Annotated in this window: 27 protein-coding genes; 16 read left to right on the forward strand and 11 right to left on the reverse strand. The window is 51.2% G+C overall.

Translation table 11 applies throughout. From position 1 onward, the window contains the following. Window positions 1–29: 29 nt before the first annotated feature. Window positions 30–710 (forward strand): class II aldolase/adducin family protein, encoded by a 681-nt coding sequence (locus LQZ19_RS08910; RefSeq protein ID WP_411047318.1) that lies wholly within the window; start codon window positions 30–32, stop codon window positions 708–710. A gap of 33 nt (window positions 711–743) precedes the next feature. On the opposite strand, the gene LQZ19_RS08915 is transcribed toward LQZ19_RS08910, so the two are convergent. Further along, window positions 744–1028, reverse strand: coding sequence for an HPr family phosphocarrier protein (locus LQZ19_RS08915; RefSeq protein ID WP_411047319.1), 285 nt, complete (start codon window positions 1026–1028; stop codon window positions 744–746). Window positions 1029–1236: 208 nt separating this feature from the next. Between LQZ19_RS08915 and LQZ19_RS08920 the strand changes: the two genes are divergently transcribed. The 3 genes from LQZ19_RS08920 to LQZ19_RS08930 all read left to right on the forward strand — a co-directional run bounded on the left by LQZ19_RS08920 (window position 1237) and on the right by LQZ19_RS08930 (window position 3564). Then, complete coding sequence (locus tag LQZ19_RS08920; protein WP_411047320.1) at window positions 1237–1521, forward strand: PTS sugar transporter subunit IIB; 285 nt, start codon at window positions 1237–1239, stop codon at window positions 1519–1521. 58 nt (window positions 1522–1579) lie between these two features. Then, entirely contained in the window at window positions 1580–2947 is a 1368-nt protein-coding gene (locus LQZ19_RS08925; RefSeq protein ID WP_411047321.1) for a PTS galactitol transporter subunit IIC, read from the forward strand. 149 nt (window positions 2948–3096) lie between these two features. Further along, complete coding sequence (locus LQZ19_RS08930) at window positions 3097–3564, forward strand: hypothetical protein (RefSeq protein WP_411047322.1); 468 nt, start codon at window positions 3097–3099, stop codon at window positions 3562–3564. On the opposite strand, the gene ptsP is transcribed toward LQZ19_RS08930, so the two are convergent. Together ptsP and LQZ19_RS08940 are read right to left on the reverse strand one after the other, a co-directional pair. Then, complete coding sequence (gene ptsP, locus LQZ19_RS08935; RefSeq protein ID WP_411047323.1) at window positions 3555–5282, reverse strand: phosphoenolpyruvate--protein phosphotransferase; 1728 nt, start codon at window positions 5280–5282, stop codon at window positions 3555–3557. The two genes, LQZ19_RS08930 and ptsP, sit on opposite strands and share 10 nt — an antisense overlap. Further along, window positions 5279–5770, reverse strand: a complete 492-nt coding sequence (locus LQZ19_RS08940; protein ID WP_411047324.1) for a PTS sugar transporter subunit IIA — start codon at window positions 5768–5770, stop codon at window positions 5279–5281. Before LQZ19_RS08940 ends, ptsP begins: the two co-directional genes overlap by 4 nt. 222 nt (window positions 5771–5992) lie before the next feature. On the opposite strand from LQZ19_RS08940, the gene LQZ19_RS08945 reads away from it, so the two are divergent. From LQZ19_RS08945 to LQZ19_RS08975, 7 genes are all read left to right on the forward strand, one after another. After that, window positions 5993–6994 carry a thiamine pyrophosphate-dependent dehydrogenase E1 component subunit alpha gene (locus tag LQZ19_RS08945; protein ID WP_411047325.1) on the forward strand — a complete coding sequence of 334 codons (1002 nt, stop codon included), beginning with the start codon at window positions 5993–5995 and terminating at the stop codon, window positions 6992–6994. A gap of 26 nt (window positions 6995–7020) precedes the next feature. Continuing rightward, window positions 7021–8001, forward strand: coding sequence for an alpha-ketoacid dehydrogenase subunit beta (locus LQZ19_RS08950; protein WP_411047326.1), 981 nt, complete (start codon window positions 7021–7023; stop codon window positions 7999–8001). Window positions 8002–8015: 14 nt separating this feature from the next. Further along, entirely contained in the window at window positions 8016–9332 is a 1317-nt protein-coding gene (locus LQZ19_RS08955) for a dihydrolipoamide acetyltransferase family protein (RefSeq protein ID WP_411047327.1), read from the forward strand. Window positions 9333–9345: 13 nt separating this feature from the next. Next, complete coding sequence (lpdA, locus tag LQZ19_RS08960; RefSeq protein WP_411047328.1) at window positions 9346–10749, forward strand: dihydrolipoyl dehydrogenase; 1404 nt, start codon at window positions 9346–9348, stop codon at window positions 10747–10749. Then, window positions 10746–11690: a sugar-binding transcriptional regulator gene (locus LQZ19_RS08965; RefSeq protein WP_411047329.1), complete on the forward strand. Its 945-nt coding sequence runs from the start codon at window positions 10746–10748 to the stop codon at window positions 11688–11690. The genes lpdA and LQZ19_RS08965 overlap by 4 nt, the downstream gene beginning before the upstream one ends. A gap of 72 nt (window positions 11691–11762) precedes the next feature. Further along, window positions 11763–13121 carry a site-2 protease family protein gene (locus tag LQZ19_RS08970; protein WP_411047330.1) on the forward strand — a complete coding sequence of 453 codons (1359 nt, stop codon included), beginning with the start codon at window positions 11763–11765 and terminating at the stop codon, window positions 13119–13121. A gap of 58 nt (window positions 13122–13179) precedes the next feature. Beyond that, the gene (locus tag LQZ19_RS08975) at window positions 13180–15207 is read left to right on the forward strand and encodes a WD40 repeat domain-containing protein (protein WP_411047331.1); all 2028 of its coding nucleotides are present in this window, start codon (window positions 13180–13182) and stop codon (window positions 15205–15207) included. Between the two features lie 19 nt (window positions 15208–15226). On the opposite strand, the gene LQZ19_RS08980 is transcribed toward LQZ19_RS08975, so the two are convergent. The 7 genes from LQZ19_RS08980 to rpsF all read right to left on the reverse strand — a co-directional run bounded on the left by LQZ19_RS08980 (window position 15227) and on the right by rpsF (window position 19803). Beyond that, a complete protein-coding gene (locus tag LQZ19_RS08980; RefSeq protein WP_010258305.1) occupies window positions 15227–15523 on the reverse strand; it encodes a late competence development ComFB family protein in 297 nt (98 codons plus the stop codon). A 13-nt stretch (window positions 15524–15536) separates the two neighbouring features. Further along, entirely contained in the window at window positions 15537–16922 is a 1386-nt protein-coding gene (gene dnaB / locus LQZ19_RS08985; protein ID WP_411047332.1) for a replicative DNA helicase, read from the reverse strand. Window positions 16923–16928: 6 nt separating this feature from the next. Next, entirely contained in the window at window positions 16929–17579 is a 651-nt protein-coding gene (gene rplI, locus LQZ19_RS08990) for a 50S ribosomal protein L9 (protein WP_411047333.1), read from the reverse strand. 94 nt (window positions 17580–17673) lie between these two features. Continuing rightward, on the reverse strand, window positions 17674–18684 hold the full coding sequence (locus tag LQZ19_RS08995) for a hypothetical protein (RefSeq protein WP_411047334.1): 1011 nt from the start codon (window positions 18682–18684) through the stop codon (window positions 17674–17676). 22 nt (window positions 18685–18706) lie between these two features. Then, window positions 18707–19051 carry a 30S ribosomal protein S18 gene (rpsR, locus tag LQZ19_RS09000; RefSeq protein ID WP_411047335.1) on the reverse strand — a complete coding sequence of 115 codons (345 nt, stop codon included), beginning with the start codon at window positions 19049–19051 and terminating at the stop codon, window positions 18707–18709. Between the two features lie 21 nt (window positions 19052–19072). After that, complete coding sequence (ssb, locus tag LQZ19_RS09005) at window positions 19073–19516, reverse strand: single-stranded DNA-binding protein (protein WP_411047336.1); 444 nt, start codon at window positions 19514–19516, stop codon at window positions 19073–19075. A 5-nt stretch (window positions 19517–19521) separates the two neighbouring features. Continuing rightward, window positions 19522–19803 (reverse strand): 30S ribosomal protein S6, encoded by a 282-nt coding sequence (gene rpsF / locus LQZ19_RS09010; protein ID WP_411047337.1) that lies wholly within the window; start codon window positions 19801–19803, stop codon window positions 19522–19524. 123 nt (window positions 19804–19926) lie between these two features. On the opposite strand from rpsF, the gene LQZ19_RS09015 reads away from it, so the two are divergent. The 5 genes from LQZ19_RS09015 (at window position 19927) to rlmN (ending at window position 23468) form a co-directional block, all read left to right on the forward strand. After that, a complete protein-coding gene (locus tag LQZ19_RS09015) occupies window positions 19927–20370 on the forward strand; it encodes a hypothetical protein (RefSeq protein ID WP_411047338.1) in 444 nt (147 codons plus the stop codon). Next, window positions 20370–20900, forward strand: coding sequence for an RsmD family RNA methyltransferase (locus LQZ19_RS09020; protein WP_411047339.1), 531 nt, complete (start codon window positions 20370–20372; stop codon window positions 20898–20900). Before LQZ19_RS09015 ends, LQZ19_RS09020 begins: the two co-directional genes overlap by 1 nt. A 63-nt stretch (window positions 20901–20963) precedes the next feature. Next, window positions 20964–21311 carry a hypothetical protein gene (locus tag LQZ19_RS09025; RefSeq protein WP_411047340.1) on the forward strand — a complete coding sequence of 116 codons (348 nt, stop codon included), beginning with the start codon at window positions 20964–20966 and terminating at the stop codon, window positions 21309–21311. Further along, window positions 21304–22431, forward strand: coding sequence for a tetratricopeptide repeat protein (locus tag LQZ19_RS09030; RefSeq protein ID WP_411047341.1), 1128 nt, complete (start codon window positions 21304–21306; stop codon window positions 22429–22431). Before LQZ19_RS09025 ends, LQZ19_RS09030 begins: the two co-directional genes overlap by 8 nt. After that, the gene (rlmN, locus tag LQZ19_RS09035; protein WP_411047342.1) at window positions 22431–23468 is read left to right on the forward strand and encodes a dual-specificity RNA methyltransferase RlmN; all 1038 of its coding nucleotides are present in this window, start codon (window positions 22431–22433) and stop codon (window positions 23466–23468) included. The genes LQZ19_RS09030 and rlmN overlap by 1 nt, the downstream gene beginning before the upstream one ends. A gap of 277 nt (window positions 23469–23745) precedes the next feature. Here rlmN and LQZ19_RS09040 read toward each other — a convergent pair whose 3' ends face one another. Then, window positions 23746–24636, reverse strand: coding sequence for an Rpn family recombination-promoting nuclease/putative transposase (locus LQZ19_RS09040; RefSeq protein ID WP_411047343.1), 891 nt, complete (start codon window positions 24634–24636; stop codon window positions 23746–23748). Window positions 24637–24835: the final 199 nt, after the last annotated feature.

Here is a 24835-nt window from a genome sequence, read left to right on the forward strand (position 1 = left end):
CGTCTTTTTATTACGGGGGATTAATACTGATGTTTGAAAAAGAGCGGGAAGAGGTTAGACTGGCCGGTACGAAGTTAGATCGATATGGGCTTATTGCTCTTTCAGGCGGAAATGTGAGTATGCGGATGTCTTCGGGGGAAATTTTGGTAACCCCTTCGGGGATGGTTTACGAAGACATGGTGAGCTCCGATGTACTGGTTATGACAATTGACGGAAAGATTATTGAGGGTGAACGGGCAGCATCGGTAGATACGGAGGCTCTTTTATATATTTTTAAAAAAATGTCCCATATCAATGCTATTATCCATACCCACCAGCCTTTTGCAACGGCGGTAGGATTGGTTACCGACGAGTTACCTTGCATTGTTACTACCTTACCTAATGCTACTAAAGGACCGGTTAAGGTATGTCCTTTTTCATCCGCCGCCAGCATTGATATGGGGATACAAACCGTAGAAAATGCGGGCGATTCCCTGGCGGTAATTTTAAAAAGTCATGGGGTCATGGCCATTGGAGCCACCTTGAAAGAGGCCTTGTACTCCTGTATTTATCTCGAAGAGGCGGCAAAAACCTACGTTTATGCCCATAGTATGAGTGATAAGGTAGCGTGCCTGAGTCCGGAACAAACCCGTCAAGCGGTGGAAATCTTTAAATATTATGGACAGGGCAAATCGTCCATGCCGAAGGATCTGACAAGGACAATTTCTTAAGCCATACCATAGGAGGAATTCACTAACCTGTGGTCAGATTTCAATCTTGGGGTTCAATTTTGTAAAGTCCGATTCAATCAGGGTCTTGAGATCCTCCAAGGCGGCGTCCTCATCCGGACCGTCGGCGGTGATGATGATTTCATCATTTTCACAGACATTTAATAAAATTACCTTGAGGATAGCCTTTGCACCGGCGGTTTTCGCGCCCTTTTTTATCTGAATATCCGATTGATAGAGCTTGGCGGTTCTGACAAACACATCCGCCGGCCGGGAATGAAGCCCTGTTTCGTTGGTGATGGTAAACGTTAATTCTTTCATAGTATCCTCCACGTACCGTAATATTCCAGAACTACCCGAGAAATACTAGGGATATTATAGGGGGTTTCTTCTTTTTTGTCAAATGACGGGGTACGGTTAAGCAGGTACACCGGTATGGTTTATCTTTTTTTATCTTTGTAATCGTTTATTTGACAAATGCCAAAACCTCATTTACACTAGACTGATAATTATCAAAAGGAGCCAATGGATGAAAAGCATATTATTAGCGTGCGGTACCGGGATTGTCACTTCAACGGCGGTAAACGTAAAACTTACCAAAGCCCTGAACGAAAGGGGTTGGGAGGGTAAGTACAAAATTACCCAATGCAAGATCGGTGAGGTTGTAGGTAAATCATCGCTCTTTGATTTTTGCGTCGCCACTACCCAGGTTCCCAAAGAAGCGCAATGTCCTGTAATAAACGGTATTCCCTTTTTAACCGGTATTAATGTTGCAGCGGTTATTGAACAGATCGTCAAGGAATTGGAAAAATAGCGTATAGAGTACCATAACCTTTCCATTGGGAAGGGTTTATTTTTTGAGGAGGTATTTTATGGATGTTTTATGGGGAGGTATTGTAAACTTCTTCGGGTTTATTTCAGGACTGGGTGCTTCAGTAGTAATGCCCATTATCATTTTCATCATGGGCTTTCTTCTAAAAACAGGCGTTGGAAAATCCTTAAGAGCGGGATTGACCGTCGGTGTGGGTTTTATAGGTCTTAACCTTGTTATCGGAATGATGGGGAGTAATCTTGGCCCTGCGGTTCAAGAAATGTCCCAGAGATTCGGGCTTTCTCTTTCGGTGCTTGACGTCGGCTGGCCTGCCGCCGCGGCGATTGCCTTTGCGTCCAGGGTCGGTGCAATAATTATCCCCGTATGTTTGTTTGTGAATATCATCATGCTGCTCACCAATACAACCCAGACTATTGATATTGATATCTGGGATTATTGGCATTTTGCCTTTACCGGCGCCTTGGTTGCTATTCTTACCGGGAATCAGGGTATTGGGATTCTTGCCGCTGTCCTCAATGAAATTATCGTCCTTGTCCTGGGCGACTATACGGCGCCGGGTTTGGAAAAATACAACGATCTTCCGGGTATATCCCTGCCCCACGGGTTTACCACCGCCTTTGTTCCCGGAGCGATTATACTCAATAAGCTTATTGATATTATCCCCGGACTGAACAAAGTCGAAATCGATATGTCCACGCTTCAGAAGCGGTTCGGCGTATTCGGTGAACCCATGCTGGTAGGTACGGTTATTGGCCTTATCATCGGTATAGTTGCGGGAAAAGATGCAGCCGGTGTTCTTGGCCTGGGTGTTACCCTGGGCGCAGTATTGGTGCTGATCCCCAAGATGGCGGCCATGCTGATGGAAGGGCTTATCCCTATTTCCGATGCGGCTTCTGATTTTATTTCCAAAAATTTCCGGAACCGCGGCAAGATATACATCGGTCTGGATTCCGCAATTGGCATCGGACATCCTACTACCCTGGCGGTCTCCCTGGTACTGGTACCCCTGACGGTATTCCTGGCGGTAATCCTCCCGGGAAACAGGGTACTTCCCTTTGCCGATCTCGCAGTTATCCCCTGGATGTTTGTGCTGATCATTCCAATTGTAAAGAACAACGGATTCCGGGCTCTTATTATTGGGCTTATAACCCTGGTTATCGGTCTTTGGATAGCCACCGATTTGGCGCCCATGATCACCCAAGCGGCTATCAATGCCAGTTTCCAGATTCCCACCGGGGCGGATCAGATTTCCAGTATTTGTGATGGTGCAAATCCCTTGACCTGGGCTATTGTACGCCTCCATGGTATTGGATATATTGGTATCGGTATTGTGGCTATCATTGCGGTTGGTCTCGCTATTATTAATCGCGTTCGGATTGTTAAGGAAGCCAGGGCTCTTCACTCCTAGTATACACATCCATCCCTATGTATAGGGATGGATGATTTTCTACGGGCTTGGGAGAAGTGTTTAAAACCATGAAAAAAGAATATATCTATAACCCCAAAACATATTTTATTAGAATTACTTTTACTGCTTTATTTTGTATTCTTGTTTTTATGGCATCCCTTTACATGATTATAACTAATAATCGTTGGGAGATATTTCTCCTCATTGCCTGTGTGGCGGCTTATACGGTGTGGAATACTTTTATTTCCGGTTCAAATCCGGGTAAGGTTATTCTGGAAGAGGATGGTATTTCTTTTGAGTCCTTTAGACACCGTACCAAATATCGATTTAGTGAAATTACATCCTTCCGTGCAAAGGACTTCCGTGGATCCGGAAAAATATTTCTACGGGTTAATAATTCCGGTTTTTTTAAGGGCCGGTTTTGGATACATACGCAGGAATTCAATGATTCCGATGAATTGTATCTCTTTCTTTTAAAGCTGGAATACCAAACCCATCCGGATTCCATAAAAGCGCGGGCTTGGGATTCCACAAAGCCCGGGGTAGATAAAAGACCGATATTACCCTGGAATATAATGAAGAACGAAGCGGGAAGCCCGGAAATTCCTCAGGTATAGGTTTCCTTCTTGAGAAACACTTTTACCTCTTCCTGGGTCGCCATGGCAGCGGCCTTTTCGGCTAATTCCCTGCAATGGCTGTAATTAAGGCTGCGGATTTGGGCGATGATCTGGGGAAGGAACTGGGCGGTAACACTCAGCTCATCAACCCCAAGGCCGATAAGCACCGGAATAGCCAGGGGATTACTGGCCAGCTCGCCGCAGACCCCCGCCCATTTTCCGTTTTTCCGGGCTGCCCGTGCGGTCATACCTATGGCCCTCAGTATGGCTGGGCTAAAGGTCCGGTAGTAGGCGCTGATCTCCTCATTCCCCCGGTCCACCGAAAGAAGATACTGGGTAAGATCGTTGGTACCCATGCTGACAAAACTACCCTCCCGGGTTAACTCGTCGGCTAAAAACACCGCTGCGGGAGTTTCCACCATAACCCCCAAGGGCGGGTCCGGTCTATGCGGGATACCCCGGCTTTTAAGATCCGCCGCAGCCCGGTCTATAAGCGCCTTGGCTTGCCGTAATTCCGCCACCGCAGAGACCATGGGGAACATGATCCGAATATCACCATGAACCGCCGCCCGAAGAAGCGCCCGGAGCTGGGTGAGAAAGAGATCCTCATGCTTAAGACAGAGCCGGATACCCCGGAGCCCTAAAAAAGGATTTTCCTCCTTAGGCAAAACCAGGGCTTTGACCTCCTTATCACCCCCTATATCCAGGGTACGGATAATGAGCATCCCGCCGTTCAGCTTTTTTACCGCCTCGGCATAGACCTTGTACTGCTCTTCCTCGTTGGGAAGCGTGGCGGATCTTAAAAAGAGAAACTCCGTTCGGAAAAGGCCGACCCCCTTGGCGCCGTAACTTTGGGCGTTTATCAGGTCTTCAACAGAACCGATGTTTGCGGAAAGGGTGATTTTTTTCCCGTCCAGGGTTACCGGTTCGAGGTCCTTCATCACCATGAGCTCTTCCCGGCGCTTATAATAGGCCCTTTCCAGGGCGGCAAATTCTTCCCGTTTTTTGCTGTCGGGATTTATATAAACCAGGGCTTGTTCAAAATCCCGGACATCCAAGGCGAGGGTATCGTCTTTCGTAAGCTCGTTCAAAATCCCCGGAGTTCCTACCACCGCAGGGAGGGAAAGGCTTTTGGCCAAAATAGCTACATGGGAGGTAAGGCCGCCCTTTTCGGTAACGAAGCCCCGGATATTCTCGCGATCCATCATTGCGGTATCCGATGGGAACAGTTCCTCCGCCACTACGATGCTGCCCGGAGGAAGGGATGAGAGACTGACCTCTTCAACTCCTAAAAGGTTACGCAAAATTCTTTTACAGATGTCGTTTAAATCCGCCAAACGCTGAATATTGTAGGAGTCTTCCGCCATTTCGGCAAAAAGTTCGCCGTAGGTACTGTAGGCCGCCTCCACCGCCGCTTCGGCGCAGAGGGTATTTTCTTTCAGCCTATCGGCGATCTCCTGTTTAAAATCATCATCCTCCAGCATGGTCATCTGGGCCCGAAAAATGTGACCAAATTCTTCGCCCAAACTTTTGGAGAGGGTATTCTTGATGTTTTCAAGTTCCCCAAAGGCGGCCGCATAGGCTTCTTCCAACCGCTTTTCTTCCTCCGCCGGGGACCCCCTTTGAGTGGGATCGTACGCAAGGGCCGGGGCAGTAAAAAGGTAGACCTTACCGGAAGCAATGCCAGGAGAAGCGGTTAAGCCGGTAAGAACCTTCATTCCTCTTCTGTCTCCGTCATGTTAGCGCCAACCGCCTTTCGAAGGATGGCATAGATATCCTGTACCGACTTTGCCTGAAGTATCGCTTCCAGGGTTGCATTATCCTGATAGGTATTGATGAGTACCTCCAGGATATACCCTATCTTTTTCTTTTCCTTTAAGACAAACATAGAGATAAGCTGAACCTGGATCTTCTCGTTCGGATCGCCCATGGAAGAAAATTCCAGGGGTTTCGCTAAACGGGCAAAAAATATGGTCGATTGATTTACATGTTCGGAATCCGTATGGGGGATGGCTATCTTATGACCCTCCATGGGGAGCCCTGAGGGATAATTCCTTTCCCGTTCAAGAATAGCGGGTATAAAACTTTCCTTAACGTATCCCTTCGCCAGCAAAACTTCACCCATTTTCGTAAGGGCCTCTTCTTTAGTGTCCGCAACAAGATTTTCAATAATACAATCCTGCCGTAAAATATCATCAATTTTCATATTTAAGAATATACTCCTTCATATTCACAATTTCCCACTCAGTATTAACTATTTTTTAGCATTTGTCAAATAATTTCTATAATTTTTTACAACGGTTTTGAGAACAAACGCTCTCCGGTTGTCGATCAAATGTAAAGGTATTTTTTTATTATTTTACATTTGACAAGAAACCAATTTAGCGATATGCTCTGATTGATACCGACTTATTAGGAGGACTTTCGGATGAAGTTATCCAAGGACTTGTACGGTGATTTGTACCTAAAAATGGTCCAAACCCGGAATTTTGAAGAAACTGCCGCCCGGTTATTTGTGGAGGGCAAGGTTCATGGTACCGCCCACTTCTGTATCGGAGAAGAGGCAACCGGGGTGGGCGTTTGTTCCGCCCTTGAAAAAGAAGATATGATAACCCAGACCCACCGGGGGCATAACCAGGCCATAGGCAGGGGTATGGATCTTAACCGGATGATGGCGGAATTTTTAGGAAAGGAAACCGGGTACTGTAAGGGAAAAGGCGGTTGTATGCACATAGCCGATTTTTCCGTGGGAAGCCTGGGGGCTAACGGCGTTGTGGGCGGGGGTATCCCGGTTGCCACCGGCGCGGCGCTGTCCCAGAAGTACTTTAAGAAGCCCAATATCACGGTCTGTTTTTTCGGCGACGGGGCTACCAACGAGGGGGCTTTCCACGAATCCTTAAACCTCGCTTCGGTCTGGAAATTGCCCGTACTTTTTGTGTGTACCAATAATTATTACGGTATGTCCACCCATATCAGTAAGTCGATGAATATCACCGATATAGCTTCCCGGGCCGCGTCCTACGGGATGAAGGGCATCAACGTGGACGGTAACGACATTTTGGCGATCCATGAGGAAACCCTGAAGGCCCGGGAATATATCCTTAAAAACGGCCCCATGTTTATGGTCTTAAACACCTACCGGTGGATGGGTCACTCCAAGAGCGATTCCCAGGTATACCGTACCAAGGAAGAGGTTAATGAGTGGAAACTCAAATGCCCCATTAAGCGTTTCCGGGAGCATTTGATCAAAGAAAAGATCTTTACCGAGGCGGAAATTAGCGCCCTTGACAAAAAAGCCCAGGACGATGTGGCTGCGGCGGTAGCCTTTGCAAATGCCAGCCCGGAGCCCAAGATCGAAAATATTTTTGATGATGTCTACGCCGAGGGCGATATTAGAACCCAAAAACCCAAAAACGGGTTTGTCCTGTAGCCGGGATCAGTAAGGAGAACCAGGATATGCGCGAAATAACCTATGCCGAGGCTATTAAAGAGGCCATGAGCGAAGAAATGCGGAAGGATAACCGGATTATCCTTATGGGTGAAGATGTGGGTGTCTATGGAGGGGCTTTCGGCGTCTCCCGGGGTATGTTTGAAGAATTCGGTGACGAACGGGTCAAGGATACCCCTATCTCCGAATTAGGATTCACCGGCTGCGCCGTGGGCGCCGCCATGACCGGGCTTATCCCCATTGTGGAGATTATGTTCAGCGATTTTATTACCCTGGCCTTGGAACAATTGGTAAACCAGGGCGCTAAGAACCGTTTCCAGTTCGGCGGCCAGGGATCGGTACCCATGGTACTGCGGGCGCCCGGCGGTTCCGGAACCGGGGCGGCGGAGCAGCACAGCCAGAGCCTGGAATCCTGGATTTGCAATGTTCCGGGACTCAAGGTGGTAATCCCCTCTACCCCCTACGATGCAAAGGGGCTTCTAAAATCCGCTATTTACGACCCCAATCCGGTGGTCTTCCTGGAACAAAAGCTCCTTTATCGGGTTAAGGGGCCGGTCCCCGAACCCAGCGAGGAATATACCATCCCCCTGGGTAAGGCGGATCTTAAGCGGGAAGGCAAGGATCTGACCCTTATCACCTACGGACGTATGGTTCCCCGGTGCCTGAAGATTGCGGAAGAACTGGCGGCGAAGGGTACGGATGTGGAGGTGGTCGATGTCAGGAGTCTGGTTCCCCTGGATAAAGAAACACTGATTAGCTCGGCAAAAAAGACCGGCAAGGTACTTATTGTGCACGAAGCCTGTCAGACCGGCGGCTTCGGCGGTGAAATCGCCGCGGTCATCGCGGACAGCGAAGCCTTTTTCTACCTCGATGCGCCCATCAGGCGGCTCGGCGGGCTTGATGTACCCATTCCCTACAACCCCAAGCTTGAAGCTCAGGTGGTTCCCACGGAAGAAAAAATTACCGCCGCTATTGAATCGCTTTTATAGGGAAGGAGAAGTGCATGGCCAATTCAATCATCATGCCCAAGACGGGCATGGCTATGGAAGAAGGGGTTATTCTTGAGTGGAAGATTAAGGTAGGAGACAAGATCGCACGGGGCGATATTGTAGCGCTTATCGAAACTGATAAGTCCACCATGGAACTGGAATCGGATTACGACGGCGAGATCCTGGCCATATTAGGCCAGGCCGGAGAAACTATTCCGGTAACGAAGGTTATCGCCTGGGTGGGGCAGCACGGAGAGGCGGTTCCGGAAAGCTCCGCCGGGGAGCCAAAACCCGGCGCCAAGGCGGAACTTCCCACCGCCGCTCCGGGGCCAATTCCCCAAGGGGCAGCGGCGGAGCTTTCGGCGGATGGGAAGTTTAAGGCCACCCCCGCCGCCCGGAAGCTGGCTGAAGACAAGGGCATTGCCCTCGGCGCCGTATCCCCCAGCGGTAAGTCCGGCGAGATACGCCGGGGCGATGTGGAAGGGGCCGCCGCGTCTTCGGCTAAGGCGACTCCCCTGGCCCGGCGTATGGCGGAGGACCAGGGTATCCCCTTAAGCGGTATCCAAGGGTCCGGTCACGGCGGGAAAATATTCAGCGCCGATCTGGGTGGCGCAGCGATTGTGCGGGCGCCGGACCATGGCTCGGCGTCCCGGCCGGACACACGGGTCCCCCTGACCAATATCCAGAGGATCACCGGCAAACGTATGCTGGAAAGCCGCCTGACCATTCCGGATGTTACCCAGAATACCCGGGCGGATGTTACGAAGATGCTGGCCATGAGAAAGGAACTCAACGAAAAACTGGAAATCAAGATCACGGTGAACGACTTTATACTGGCCGCTGTTGTAAAAGCCCTGGAAGCAAATCCCCGCCTGAATTCCGTTCTGGATGGGAATGAGCTTATTTACAAGGGCAGTATAAATCTGGGCGTGGCGGTGGCTACCGAACGGGGGCTTCTGGTTCCGGTGATCCACAATGCCCAGGCATTAAGCCTCCGGCGGATCTCCGCACAGGCGGCGGATCTGGCCCGCCGGGCGCGGGAGGGTCAGCTGACCCCCGATGAAATGAGCGGCGGAACCTTTACCGTATCCAACGTGGGCATGTACGGCATCACCGCCTTTACACCGATTATCAATCCCCCGGAAGCGGCTATCCTGGGAGTCTGTTCCGTGGAGGATGAACTGAAGCTTGAGGGAGAAAAGGTGCAAAGCCGTAAACTCATGGGCCTGTCCCTCACCTTTGATCACCGGATCGTAGACGGCGCAGGGGCGGCTGTTTTTATCAAAACCCTGAGGGAACTTCTTGAATCGCCGGTAGTAATACTGGTGTAGGCCGGAGAAAAAAATGAGCGAAAAAGAATATGATGTGCTTGTTATTGGGGGCGGCCCCGCAGGATATGTGGCGGCTATTAAGGCGGCCCAATTAGGAGCACGGGTTGCCTTAATTGAAAAAGACGAAGTAGGCGGGACCTGTTTAAACCGGGGTTGTATTCCCACCAAGACCCTGCTAAAAACTGCCGAACTGATCCACGAAATTGCCGGAGCGGCTAAACGGGGTATCAAAATTGCAAATCCCGCGCTTTCGGTGGATATGCCCACGGTAATAAAAGAAAAAAACAGGGTAGTAAAAAAACTTACCTCCGGGGTCGCTTCCCTCCTGGCAGCCAACGGAGTGGAGCTTATCCGGGGCGAGGCCAGGCTTCTTACGCCTAACCGTATAGCCGTCGCCGGACAGCCGGAGCTGGCGGCCAAAAAGGTGATACTCGCCGGAGGATCCCAGGTAGCGCGGCTTCCTATTCCCGGACTTGAACTGGCCGGGGTATTATCCAGCACGGAAATTCTTGATATCCAGGAGCTGCCTCCCCGGCTGGCCATCATAGGCGGCGGAGTTATCGGGGTGGAGATGGCCATGATCTTCCAGGCCTTTGGCAGTAAGATCAGTATTGTGGAAGCCATGCCCCGGATCTTGCCCTTTATGGACGCGGAAGTTGCGGCATTGATCCACCGTATATTAAAATCCCGGGGCGTCGAGATCATCACCGGGATCGGCCTTTCTAAAATTGAAAAAAAAGGGACGGATCTGAACCTGGTTTTGGGGGATGGCGCCGTTTTAAGCGCCGATAAAGTCCTGGTCTCCATAGGCAGGACGGGGGATCTTTCTTCTATTGGGGATGTACACGTTAAAACAGAAAAGGGTAAAATACTAAGCGACGATTATATGGAAACTTCGGTTCCGGGAATTTTTGCCCCCGGTGATATTAACGGGAAAAAGATGCTGGCCCATGCCGCCTTCAAAATGGCGGAACTTGCGGCGTTTAACGCAGTCCGGGGAACGGACAAGGGTAAGCAGAAAGCGGACCTGCGTTTTGTTCCCTCGGTGGTATACAGTTTCCCCGAAGCCGCCGCGGTGGGGCTTACCCAGGAAGAAGCCGAGAAGGCAGGCCCCGTGGCGATTGGAAAATTCCCCCTGGCGGCCAACGGAAAGGCGCTGAGCGCCGACAGCGCCGAGGGTTTTGTCAAGATTTTAGCGGATAAAAAGTACGGTAAAATTCTGGGGGTACATATTGTCGGGCCCGGAGCGGCGGAGATCATCAACGAAGCTGCAGCTATGATGGCCATGGAAATTACCGTCCACGAGCTGGCGGATATTATTCACGGACATCCGACCGTGTCGGAAGCCCTCATGGAAGCGGCCGCAGACAGCCTTGGAAGGTGTATTCATATTCCTCCCAAAAAGAAAACAGGATGAATAAGTCATTTGACTTTTTAGTTAGTGTAGCCAGAAATTACTATATCGATTCAATGTCCCAATCGGAGATTGCCAATCTGTATAAGATCTCCCGTCCAACCATAGCAAACATTCTTAAGGAATGCCGGGAAAAGGGTATCGTAGAAATACGCATTAACGATACATCCCCCTTTTCTTCCCCCGCGGGGGAGCAGTTAAAGAGCCTATACGGATTAAAAACCGTTTGTGTTGTTCCAAATGAAACGGATTATCCCTTAACCTTATACCAAACCTGTTTACAAGCGGCTGGTTTTATTTCATCCCTGCTTACAGACCGGATACGCATTGGTATTTCCTGGGGAACCGCTCTCTATCACATGATCCGCCAGCTTCCCAAGTCGGATATCATAGACTCCGAGGTGATACAGCTCATGGGGGGCCTCGGGGCATCGGCGCTTTCCTATGACGGGTCGGAACTGGCACGGATTCTTGCGGAAAAAATAAACGGCCGGTGTTTTTTGTTTCTTTCGCCCCTCCTGGTAAAAAGCATGGAACTAAAGCGGCTCCTCCTTTCAGAACCGGGAATATGCGAAACCATTGATAAGACCAAAGCCCTGGATTTAGCCCTGGTGGGTTTGAGTTCCGACCAGCCTGAAGACAGCGCCCTGGTACGGGCAGGTTTCCTGTCCCCCGCGGAAGCCCTGAAAATATATGACGCCGGGTCCTGCGGGCATCTCTGCGGCTACCATTATGATTCCAAGGGTAAGTTTATGGATATTCCGATTAACCGGCGGGTTGTGGGGATTGAAACCGAAACCTTTTTGCAAATTCCCCGCCGTATCGGCATTGCCTGCGGACGCCAAAAATTCAAGGCCATTCTGGCCGCCCTAAGGGGAAGTCTGGTTACGGACCTGTTTACCGATGAAACAACGGCGCTTCAAATCTTGAGTTTCTGTGAATAAGAAAAATCCGAACCCCATGTCCCTTGCTATACCCTGGATTGTCGGGTATGGTTTATAGGTGGAGAATCAGAAGTGTTATTGATAAAAATACTATTGGGGTTAATCGGTTTAGGGGTGGTGGTTTTTGTCCACGAACTGGGCCATTTCCTCGCCGCCCGGCTGGTAGGTATCGATGTGGAGGCCTTTTCCATAGGCTGGGGCAAACCTATCCTAAAAAAGAAGGTCGGTAATGTAGAGTACCGGCTGGGCATATTCCCCATAGGCGGTTATTGCAAAATGCGCGGGGAAAACGAATTCCAGGAAGCCTACGAAAACCGTTCCAATGCCATACCCCAGGCTAAGGGTACCTTTTATGGGGTCAGCCCGCTGCGGCGCATCGTCGTTGCCTTTGCGGGCCCGGGCTTTAATTTTCTCTTTACGATCCTGGTCCTCTCTATTATTTGGGGTATCGGATTCGAAGTAAGCACCCTGGATAACCGTATTGTCCTGGTTTCGGACATAAGCCCCGGGGAAACGTACCCCGCCGATCAGGGGGGCTTAAAAACCGGGGATAAAATTATCGATATAAACGGCAATCCCGTAACAAATTATCACGATATTCAGGAACTCATCGCCACCAACCCGGAAAAAAACCTGCCCGTTCAGGTTCAGCGGGACGGAAAGGTTCTTGACCTCATGGTTCGGCCGGACCTGGACAAAAGCTCCGGTGCAGGAAAAATCGGGGTGTATTTTTGGTCCGAACCGGTTATCAGCGCCGTTACCGGGGGAAGCCCCGCCGATATAGCCGGACTGCGGCCCGGGGACCGGATTACCCGGATAAACGGGGAGGATTTTTCCTATACCGTGGCGCTTTTCAGGATACTCCGGAGCCAACCCCCGGTACTGTCGGTGGATTTTGAGCGGGAGGGCCGCCCAATGCAGGCCGACCTGATCCTCAGCTATACCGATACGGGGACCGCAGATATCGGGGTATCCTATGAACATCTTCAGTTCCATAGCCCCCGGCTGTCTCCCGTGAGCGCCCTGATAAAGGGCGGGAAGGAAAGCTGGAAAACCTTCGTCCTTTCTGTTAAGAGCCTTACCCTCCTCTTCCGGGGCATTGATTTAACTCAGGCGGTTTCCGGACCGGTACGGATTACCTATATGCTGGGGGATGTAGCCGCCGAAGGTTTCGGCCAAAGCTTTGGCGCGGGCATCAGTTCCATGGCAAATTTCCTGGCCCTGATCTCCATAGCCCTCGGTATTATGAATCTCCTCCCCCTTCCGGTACTTGATGGAGGATTGATTGTTCTCTTTATTATTGAAATAATAAAGCGGAAACCCCTGAATCCCAAATATATCAGCGTATTCCAGACCGTAGGGGTGGTATTGATTTTTGGTTTAATGATTTTCGCTGTTTTTGGAGATATTTTATTTTTGACTCGTCGGTAAATTCGCTTTAGAATTCGCCGATAATGAAAAAAGACCGGTGAATAAAAAGGAGTCTTGGGTGAAAAGTAAAAAGAGAGGGTATTACCAGGCGGGTTTGTTTATCCTTACAACCCTGTTTATAGCACAGTTTGCATATTCCCAGTCTTCCGGCAGAAATGTCGATCCCGCTACCTTGGCGGCGGGTCATTCCGGCGTTGTATCGGTCGTGGCTTTTGATCCGGTGAGAAACTATATCCTCAGCGCCGGTATGGACGGCTTTCTGGGGATATGGAATGTCAGGACCAACTCTGCGGTGGATCGTTTTCAGGTAAGCCCCTATGCGGTACGGTCCATGATCCAAAGGCCGGGGAAATCCCAGGTTGCCCTGTTGGAAAGCGATGGCGTTGGTGTGTATAGGATTTCCACCTGGGACTATGGGCTTAAACGAAATTTATTTACCCTGCGGTTTAGGGACCCCGTGACCTTCATCAATTACTCCGCCGGGGGCAACTTCCTTATGGTAGCCCGAAGCGCCAGAAGCGGTGTGGTATTTATCCACCCCGAAACCGGGGAAGTACTGGATTCTCCCCCGGATCAGACCGGGACCATCGCTTTTTCCGCCACCGGCAGATCCGAGCGGACCATGATGACCTATGCCTCCTCGGGTCAAATTACCTATTGGGAATTAAACACCGGAAGGTCTATCCAGGATTCGGTGGCGCCCGCCAATCTGACAAGCCCCATCATATTTGGGAATAACCGTTATCTTAGCGGGATAGATTCCAACGGTCTGATTGTGTTGGATGCCGTAACGGGCAGAGAAATTGCCCGGGATCGGCATGTCGCCAAGGGGAAACTGTTTCCCGTATCGTCATCGGACCTTCTGGAATTTATGTACCTGGGCACCCTGGATAACAGTACCAACGGGTCCATCACCCTTACCCACTATACTATTACCACCCAGGGAACCTTGGAAGGTAAAAATAGAACCACCTTTTCCAGAATGCCCCTAATTTCCAGCGGAGTTACCATTGCTGCCGGCGCTGTTGCCCTGGGTACCGTTGATGGCGGAGTTTGGATGTTTGAGGTAAACGACCGGGAGCCCCGGGCTATGGGCAGGGTAAAGCTTACCCAGGTAAGTTCCGTAGCTATTTCAGGGGACAGTCTGGCGTTTATGACAGAGGATAAGCATTTAAGCATCATACCGGTGGATTATCAGTCCCTCATGGACCGTGATACTATCACCCTTGAAGATGCCCGTGGGAATACCCAAATAAGCGGAGATTCTGCAATGGGCTTCGGAGCTCCCGGCAGGTTTCTATTCTGGCAAACCGATAATACCCGTACCTATCCGATTCTTGTAACCGGCGCCGGTACCCGGGAGCGCACGGATATCATTCTGGGAAGGCTGGCCCTCCGGCACTCCCTCCGTTCGGTTTCCCTGCTGGGGAACCAAGCCCTTTTCGTGGATTCTGCGGGGAGCATCACCGTATTGTCCACCGACACGGGCAGCAGTAAGTTTACCTACGCCGCCACGGACCCCCTGGATATATCCTTCCTTGACAGCGAAAATATCATCATAGGCCATTCCGACCTAAGCCAGACATCTCCCTTCCTGGTGGTGAATACGGTTACCGAAGAAACGGTCCCCTTTATCTATCCCTCCACGGTGGGCGCCAAATTGTACCGGTCCGCCGACGGAGCTGTTTACGGAGGCGTTGTGGAGGGCTCCTCGAACAGCGCCACCACCGCCCTGCTTCTTTTGAATACGGAACATCCCGCCGATTCGACCCGGCTGGTCGAGTACAAGGGTGAAGACACCAGCTTTATCATAGCCCAAAGCGGTCAATCTGTCGCGTCAACCATCGGAGGAAACGGCCCCACCCTCCACAGTAATCGGGGATTTATTCCCTTTGAACGGGGTCCAAGCCTGCCTATTAACCTGATCGGAAGCGAACGATACTTTATTGTCCTTGGCAGGGATGGTTCTATCAGCTGGCACAACCCCGCCACAGGGTCCCTTCTTGCCCGGCTGCGGCTTCTGGAAACAGAATGGATCCTGGAAACAGCGGACCGGCATATCCAGCGGGGACCCCTCCAAAGATAAGGAAAGGTTCCCGGAACCATTAGTCGTGGGAGGGATTCTCCCGCACCTTTTCTATGGCATTGGATACCGCTTCCTGTATACTTGCTGCGTAGGCTTCATCGGTCATGGCGCTGGAAGCCCAGAGGGTACCCAGCAGGGAATACCGGTACAGGGGCTTCACGGTGTTTAAGGCCATGGCGGCCATATCCACCACACAATCGTTACAGAGGCAGATTTCCCCCTGATAGGATTCAAGCTGCCGTCCCAATTCTTCATGAACCAAATGTTCGGCTTCGTTTGCAAGATGCTCTAAATTATAACTATCAATAAAGGCCATATGCCCTCCTGTGCTACTGGTGTTCCCTGGTCATGGGCGCAAATTTTGTAAAGCGCGGCAGGAACACAATTTCTACGGTTCCCACCGGACCATTCCGCTGTTTTGCGATAATCAATTCCGTATGGGCGATATCCGAATTTTCCCGTTCGTTACTTTTTTTATCCGATTCCCGTTCCCGGTGGAGAAACATTACCACATCCGCATCCTGCTCAATGGACCCGGACTCCCGGATATCCGAAAGGTTGGGCCGTTTTCCCTCCGCATCCCGGCGTACCTGGGAGAGGGCCACGATAGGGATATTAAGCTCCCGGGCCAGACTTTTTAAGGAACGGGAAATCTCGGCAATCTGCTCGTGCCGCTGCAGCTGGTAATTATCGGAACCGATCAGGGTAAGGTAATCGATGAAGATTATCTCAACCTTCTGCTGTACCCGGAGCCGCCTGGCCTGGGCCCGCAGATCCAGGAGCTTCATGTTTGGCATATCCACAATATAGAGGGGCGCCTCGTATATGGTTCCCGCTGCGGTCATGAGGCTGTGAAAATCGCTGGGCTTTAGAAGTCCTGAACGGATCTTGTTAGACTCAATATTCGCTTCGCTGGAGATGAGCCGCTGCATCAGGGCCATGTCGGACATTTCAAGGGTGAAGAAGGCGGTGGGTATTTTCCGGCCCTTATTGTTTATCGACATATTGGCCGCCATGGTCAGGGCCAGAGCGGTTTTCCCAACCGAAGGCCGGGCGCCTATGATGATGAGTTCCGCAGGCTGGAACCCCGAGGTCATGGAATCAAGCTCCTCAAACCCCGTGGGAACCCCCGTATAGGCGTCCTTCGCGTTGTAGAGCTTTTCTATGGTTTTAATCGCCTCGGGGATAATTTCCTTGGCGCTCTTAAAACTCAGGGTCTTCCGGTCTTCGGTAAGATCAAAGATCCGCTGCTGGGTTTCTTCCAGTATTACCCGGGATTCCTGGGATTCATCATAGGATTTAACGCTTACTTCCCCCGCAACCCGGATCAGGGACCGGCGCAGGGAGCAATCCTGTACTATCTTGGCATAATAATCGACGTTAGCGCTGGAGGGGACCACATTGGTAAGGGAAGCCACATAGGAAGGCCCGCCGGACAGATCCAGATCTCCCACCTTACGAAGCTCCTCCGTAACGGTGATGATATCCGCCTTCCGTCCCTGATTAAACAGACCGAGGATTGCCGAATAGACCCGGCGATTGGCGTTGGAATAAAAATCATCGGGTCTAATATATTGGATAACGGTGGTAATAGCATCTTCATCAAGCAGCATGGCTCCCAGAGAAGCCTGTTCCGCCTCATCATTATGGGGAGGAACCTTTGGGCCATTGCCCATTAGACCGTTACCCGGTTCCTTCTGCGTCTGGGGAGCCATGGCTTATTAAACTTCTGGAGCGGCCGCTTCCTGGGAGGGTGCAGCTTCCTGGGACGCATCCTGGGCGGCTGCGGCCGAAGCGGAGTTTTCAGCCGTTTTCCCCTCATCGTGGGAAGCTTCGCCGGTAATTCCGCTCTTCTGGGTAGATTCCGCATCTCTGCTGTGCCGGCGATCCTTCCGTACCGGCGCCGAGGGAGTTTCAACCTTTATCGGCTGCCCCTCCACCGTTATGGTTATCTCTGCGGCGGCGCTTTCGTATAACTTAACCGCTACCTTGTATTTGCCCACGCTTTTAAAGCTATTCCCGGGAAGTTCAATCCGCTTCCGCTCAATCCGGAAACCCTGTTTGGTCAGTTCATCCGCCACGGTCTGGCTGGTAACGGCTCCGTAGAGCTTTCCGTTGGCCCCCGCAGGCATGACAATAACCAGTTCCAGGGCTTCCAGTTTTTCCTTAAGACCCAGGGCATCCTTGCGTTTCTCTTCTTTCCGCGCCTCAATTTCCCCACGCCGGGATTCGAATAACGCAACCGTACTATCCGTATAAGGCAGGGCAATACCCCGGGGAAAGAGATAGTTCCTGGCATAGCCCTTGGCTACATCCTTCACGTCCCCTTCTTCTCCCAGGGGTAATAAATCCTTGTTTAAAATTACCTTCATAACACAAGCTCCTTTCAGAAAAAATCAAAGATTTTTTCTGTGGCAAAAAACCTTTGGTTTTTTGCATTAATAAATTAGAATAAAACGGACACTATCACACCCCCGGAGTTGGGGGAGATCCGTTTGTTTTCGGCGCCCGAAAGGGCACCCAATTTTCAGCGATCCCCAGGAGGACTAAACCCACCAAGAAGACCACGTTAATTCCCGGACTCAAAATTAAAACCAAAATAAACAGGTTCAAAAAGAACCGCATACCCGGCGGTATAAACACCCGGGTAAGAAAAAAAAGGGCTATTCCGCCGCCCTGAGTCAAATACAGTATAATACATATAACCAGTATATTCCAACCCACAATCTCAAGGGGCGCAAGCTTTAAACTCACGCCGGCCAATACGGCCAGGAGGGAAAACGAAAGCGCCCAAATACATTCCGCCCGCAGATGAAAATTTACAAGCAAACCATTCGGCCACATTCGTTGCAAAATGCGCGGTGAACTGCGTTGCACAATGCGCCGGACCAGCCAAGTAATAACCAGACTTATCTGACAGCTGATGAAAAAAAGCAGAGCCCATGACATCAAGATCCCACCCCGGATGGCAAGATCACCCAGGGTTTTCAGTATGGTATCCGCGGTCATATACTGTTCCGTTAAGGAACGCTGCACCACATCCGCGCCGGAAGAAGCTGCGTACAGGGACGCTAAGGCTTCAGCCTGTTGGCGAAAAACAGAAAACAGCTCCTGGTCATCCCGCATGGAATATATCACCAGGGCGAAAACAAGGGTTGCCAGAACCGAACCGGCCATGATCCGATATACAACGGGCATCCTGAAAAAAGCAGGCGCCCGTTCCGGCGGCGATGTAATCCAGGTAAAAATCGCGATAAGCGCCGCCAAACAAAAAACATCCGCCCCAATGGCCGGCAGCGAAAAAGCAAAATTTCCCAGCACGGCAAGCAACGCGGCAAACCATGCGGTCTTTGCATTAAAATAATAGGCAACAACACCAAGGGGCAATAAAAACAAAAACCCCAAGAGGCTGCTCTTAACTAAGCCAACGGAAACCGCTGCCCCGATCAGAGCGGGTACCAAAGCTAAGGTTCCCATGGCGTTTAAACCGTTTTCCTGACTAGTCCGCTACAAAAGGAAGCAGGGCGATAATCCGTGCCCGTTTAATCGACAGGGCAAGGGCTCTCTGATGCTTGGCGCAGGTACCGGTAATACGGCGGGGCAGTATCTTCCCCCGTTCGGTGATAAACCGGCGCAGTACATCCGCATCCTTATAATCTATCTTGAGCTTCTGGGTACAGAATTTGCAGACCTTTTTCTTAAAAAAAACCTTGCCCTTTCCCCTGCCGCCTCGGTCGTCACCATCCCGGCCATCCATGGGGATATCCATCCCCCGATCCCGGTTTCCGCCGTAATTTCCCCCCGAAGGGCGTTCATTCTCAATATATTGCTGTTCATCAGACATAATTCGACTCCTATAAATTGATTAAAAAGGAATATCATCGGCAAAGCCATCGTCACCGCCGGAGGGTGGGCTTTCCTTGGGGGCCTTATCCCCGTATGTTTCGGACCGGCCTTGAGCGCCGCCGGAAGCACCGCCGCCGGGACCGCCCCCGAGAAGCTGTAGATTAGCGGCTACAATCTCCACCTTGGAACGGTTCTGACCATCCTGCTCCCAGCGATCCTGGCGGAGTTCACCGTCAAGACCCACCATTTTTCCCTTAACCAGGTATTGATTAAGGGATTCACCCTGCCTTCCCCAGAGGACGACATCAAAAAAATTCGCCTCGTCTATCCATTGGTCTCCGTTTTTCCTACGGCGGTTTACCGCGACGGAAAACTTACAGACCGCTTGGCCATTGGCGGTATATTTTAACTCCGCATCACGGGTTAACCTGCCAACCAAGACAACATGGTTAATATCTGCCATGGTTACTACTCCTCTATATTTACAAAGAGGTATTTGAGGAGATTGGCGTTGAGTTTAAAGCTCCGGTCCAGAACCGCAACCTTTGCCGGATCCAGCTTGAGGGTAAACAGGACGTAACGGCCCCGTCTTCGCTTTTTTACTTCGTAGGCGAGATCCCGGTCCCCGATTTCATCGGTTTTCTCGATCTCCGCTCCGTTGGTATTCAGATCGGTGAGCAACTGCTCCCGGCCTGCCTTACTCAGGTCTTCTTCCAGGGGAAGAATGACCGTCAGTTCATACTGGCGCATAGGCCCTCCTTATGGACTTCAATTTGGCCCGTCCCAGGGACGGGCAAAGAGGTTACTCATAATACCAAAACCGGTTCTGAAGGTCAAGTGGGGAAAATAAATGCCGATATTATACATACCGTTATGAGTAAACAAATCAATTTTGAAGATAATATATTTATCCTGAATACCAGAATACGGATGATTCGGGATTTACTCATCCTGGATGCGGACCCGGATATTTTTTTGGATAAGACCCTGACGGATGTGGATTTTATCGACGCCGCCTTGGGGGTGTTATTGCGGGATCTCGTAGAAAATACCCACCTTATAGGACGGAATGGGCAGTTTTATAATCTCTACGAAACGGAGCAGCAGTTTCTTGGGACCCTCTGGGACCTGGCAAACGGACCGGGTACCGTATCCCTTAGCCCCTACCCGGTACTTAAGGATAAAATTGCCCTGATGCGGGAACATGCCCTGGAACGGCAAAAAACCATTGAACAGTACATCAGTACCGAAGAAACGCCCTCATCGGAGCCGGTGGTCAGCTCCGATGAACTCAACGAACTGCTCAGAGACTTTTAGTGCGGGTTACCGGCGGCGTCCTGAAGGGGCGGCAGGTAGAGGTCCCCGGCGGAGTTATCCGCCCTGCTATGGATCGTATGCGGGAGTCGGTTTTCGGCGCCCTGGGGGATCTTTCAGGCCTATCCTTTCTTGACATTTTTTCCGGGTCCGGAATCATTGCCCTGGAGGCAGCTTCCCGCGGGGCTGACCCGGTGGAAGCGGTAGAAATGGATACGGTAAAACGGAAAACGCTGATTAACAATGTATCCATATCCCCCGTAAGGATACAGTGCCGGTTTATGGCGGCGGAACTTTATGTCCGGCGGGCCCAAAAACGATTCGATATTATCTTTTGCGATCCCCCCTTCCCCTATAAGTTCAAATGGGAACTGGTGGGCGCTATCGCCGCCTCCCCGTTGATGGGACCGGGATCCCGGCTCCTCATCCACCGGCCGCGGCAGGATTTCTTTGATCAGCCCCCTCTGGGGCTTACATTCGAAGAGTCCAGGACTTACGGACGGTCGGTGGTTGATTTTTTAAAAAAATTTTAGTTGTAATTTTTGCTAAAGTGGTAAATACTATTACTTTGATTAGTATATTTTATTAGGGAAACGATGGATTATAAAAAAGTGTTTGACCGTTTTGAAGATCAAAATGGCTTTATAAAAACCATTGCAAGACCTGCTATTGACGGAAGCCAGAAGGCTGCGCTGAATCGTAAAGGCAATGTACTTTATAACTCCGGGGACGTTGAAGGAGCCAAAAGGATATTCCTTACCACAGGGTATTCTGATGGTCTGTCAAGGGTCGGAGACTATTACAAATCCCAGGGAAGAGACTTGGATGCCCTGCGTATGTATTGGATAGCCCCGGATAAAAACAAGGCGGAACCGATTATCATGCGCTTATCCGCCCTAATTCAGAAATTAATGCATGAAGAAAAGGATCATTCTGATGAGTGAAGATGTTAAACAAGTCCCGGAAAGTGTACTTGGGGAAGAGAACCAGGAAGTTTCAGAAATATCGGATCTGTCAAAAAAGGGATATCAGTTTTTAAAGGAAGCTAAAATAACTGAAGCTATGGCCTGTTTTGAGAAAATCCTTATAATGGACGAAAGTAACAACTATGCCCTGGTTGGTATGGGGGATGCAGCCCGGAAGCGGAATTCCTTCCGGGACGCGGTGGAGTACTACCGGCGCTGCCTTGCACATCATCCGGGGAATAACTACGCCCTTTTCGGGCTTGCGGACTGCTACAAGGCCCTGAACCAGTACCATAAGGCTATAGAGATCTGGGAGCAGTACCTCCTCCATGACGATAAAAACATTACCGTCCTGACCCGGGTTGCCGACGCTTACCGGAAGGTCCGGGATTTCAAACATTCCAAGGCGGTATATCTCCGTGTCTTAGATATGGAGGATCAGAATCCCTACGCTATCATCGGCCTGGGACATCTGCACTACGATTTTAAGGAATACCGGGACGCCCTGTTTTATTGGGAAAAGATGCTGGAACACAACAAAGAGGGGGTAGATATCCGGGTGTTAACCTCCATCGGGAACTGCCACCGGAAGCTCAAGACCTTCGAGAGCGGTATCCCCTACTTTGAGAAGGCCCTGGATCGGGATTCCTGCAATTTCTATGCCCTTTTCGGACTGGCGGATTGTTACCGGGGCTTGAATCAGCAGTACCGGTCCCTGGATTATTGGAACCGTATCCTGGAGCAGGATCCCCGGAATAAGGTGATCCTGACCCGGGCGGGGGATGCCTACCGGAACCTCAACGATTATGACCGGTCCATGGAGTATTACCACCAGGCGCTAAACATCGAATTCGATACCTACGCGGTATTGGGACTTGCGATGGTGGCAAAAACCCAGGGCAAGCACGATGAGGCCATCGAATCCCTGCGGCGGCTCATACAGCAGGATCCGAAAAACTACCGTTTCTACATAGAAATCGCCGACTGCTGGCTCAAAAAGGGCGATAAAAGTAAGGCGATAGAATTTCTAGGGGAATTCCAAAAACTCGGTATACGAAATACAAACGTTACGGAATTTATGGATAAGCTCTGTTCCTGATGGCGGTTCTCTCGGGACTGTCTCCGGATCAGCTGGCAGAGCTATTGGAAACCACACTGGCAGGGCTGCCTTCTTTTCGTGCCGCCCAGATCTTTAAATGGATAGCCCGGGGCGCCCTTTCCTTCAATGATATGACCGATCTTTCCCGGGATCTGCGGGAAAAGCTTGCTGCCCGGCATAGCCTCTACGGCAGCAGTATCGCTGATCGTCTGGATGATCCGGACGGAACGGTAAAGCTCAAGATACGCCTGGCCGATGGGGCGATGGTTGAAGCGGTGCTCCTCGCCGATGGTGAAGGCCGGCAAACCGCCTGTATCTCCACCCAGGCGGGCTGTCCCGTGGGTTGTGTATTCTGTAAAACCGGTTCCCTGGGCTTCCTCCGCAACCTTGAGGCCTCCGAAATAGTGGAACAGTTCCTCCATATCCGTTCAATAAGTCCCGCTATCGCAAACATCGTCATCATGGGCATGGGGGAGCCCCTCCTTAATTTGGAGGAACTCCGTAAAGCCCTGGACATCATCACCCATAAAGACGGAATAGGCCTTTCAAAGCGGCGGATAACCCTTTCCACCAGCGGCATTGTGGAAGGTATCCGGCACTTGGCCGATGCGGGGCCGGATATACGTCTTGCGGTGTCCCTTACCACTGCGGACCCGGCCCTGCGGGAACAGCTCATGCCCATAGGCCGGTCCAACCCGCTGCCGGAGTTAAAGGAAGCCCTTCGGTATTACCAGAAGAAGCGGGACCGCCGGATAACCCTGGAGGCGGTGCTCCTGGGCGGCATAAACACCCGGAACGAAGACATCGACGCCCTGGTCAACTTTGCCCGGGGCCTGGACGCGGCGGTGAACCTTATCCCCTGGAATCCCGTAGAAGGTATGACCTTCCATGGCCATGCTCTACGGCAACCGTCGGGCGCAGAAATCACCCAATTTACCCGGGAACTTACCCGGCGCGGCATTACCGTAACCCGCCGTTTCCGCAAAGGCCGCTCCATCGCCGGCGCCTGCGGTCAATTAGGTGAACTCCCCCGGTGAAGCCATGCGCTGGCTGGGTCTCCGAAAGCACACAACTGGTCGGGGGGGCCTGTCAGGAAAGAAACGTATGGGGCCTCCCAGAGGGTCCCTCCATACGTTTCTTTCCTGACACCCCACTCCGTACTAATTGAAGGTGTGCTTTCATGCCTCGTAGGCGCATGGCTTCACCGGGCCGATGCGCTAAATGAAGCTTCTAACTAAATGCCAAACGGTATGCATCTTCAACGGTGACTGACACCCTCGGTGGCGGGGTCCGTGGTTGCATTTGATTGGGGCGCTACAATCGCTCAATTTCTTCCGGGGGGAGACCGGTATCTTCGGCGATCTGGTTTACCGGTATACCCCGGATTTTCAAGTTACGGGCAGTATTCCGCAACCGTTCCAGGCCCTTCGCCTCGCCTTTAGCTTCACCTAATGCAAGACCCTTGGCCTCACCTAATGCGATGCCTTCGTCCCGGCCCTCATCCTTGGCGAATTCCATCATGGCGTACTTATCCCGGCGCGCTTTCTCCTTGTAGTCCGCTATCATCCGGCGTCTGTCGCTCCAACTGATCTTTGCATATTCATTTACCGCAGGTTTTACTTCGGGGTGGGCTTTTGCCAGCATATCGAAATCCTCCTTGCTTTTGCACTTGAAGAATTGTAACCACGGCCAAACGGCCCGGCTATCGTCGGTTTCAGGAACCTTGGGTAACTCAAGTATAAGCACCTTGAGCAAATCTGTAAACAAGCGCCCGGTTATGGGGTTCCGCAGGTCATAGCTGTTAAAATAATGCTCCTCTTCTGGGCAAAGAATGTGGTTGACGATAACCACGCAGATGGTCTGGTTGATCCTGCCGTAGTTAAAGCCGGATTTCATCTGTTCAATCAGCATTTTGGCCAGGTAGTAGATGATACGCTGGATGAAGAATTTGTACCGCTCCACCTGTACCTCTATGTTCACGACTCTGCCTGAGGCGGTGGTGAGCCTGATGTCCAGGATACCGAGTTTGTCCTTCCTCCAAAGGCGTTTGAGGAAAGGGTCCACGATGGTGAGCGTGCCGAACTCTTCCGGGGGGATACCCAGGATGGGTTTGAGAAGTCCTTCGGTGTTTTCGATATTTCTCTGATCGCCGAAAATACTTTTGACCACATAATCATTTAAGGGTGAAAGGAAATTGCTTTGCATAAACGCCTCCGCAGGATATACGGGGGCGGGGTGCTTTTTTGCTTGAGTCTTGACGAAAAAATGGATAAAATTCAGTACTAGGCGAACTCCCCCGGTAAAGCCATGCGCCCTTTGACTGGGTTTTCGAAAGCACACAACTGGTCGGGGGGGCCTGTCAGGAAGGAAACGTATGGGGCCTCCCAGAGGGTCCCTCCATACG

Origin of the sequence: Treponema primitia (genome assembly GCF_046533075.1) — a bacterium.
Classification (GTDB): Bacteria; Spirochaetota; Spirochaetia; order Treponematales; family Breznakiellaceae; genus Termitinema; species Termitinema primitia_B.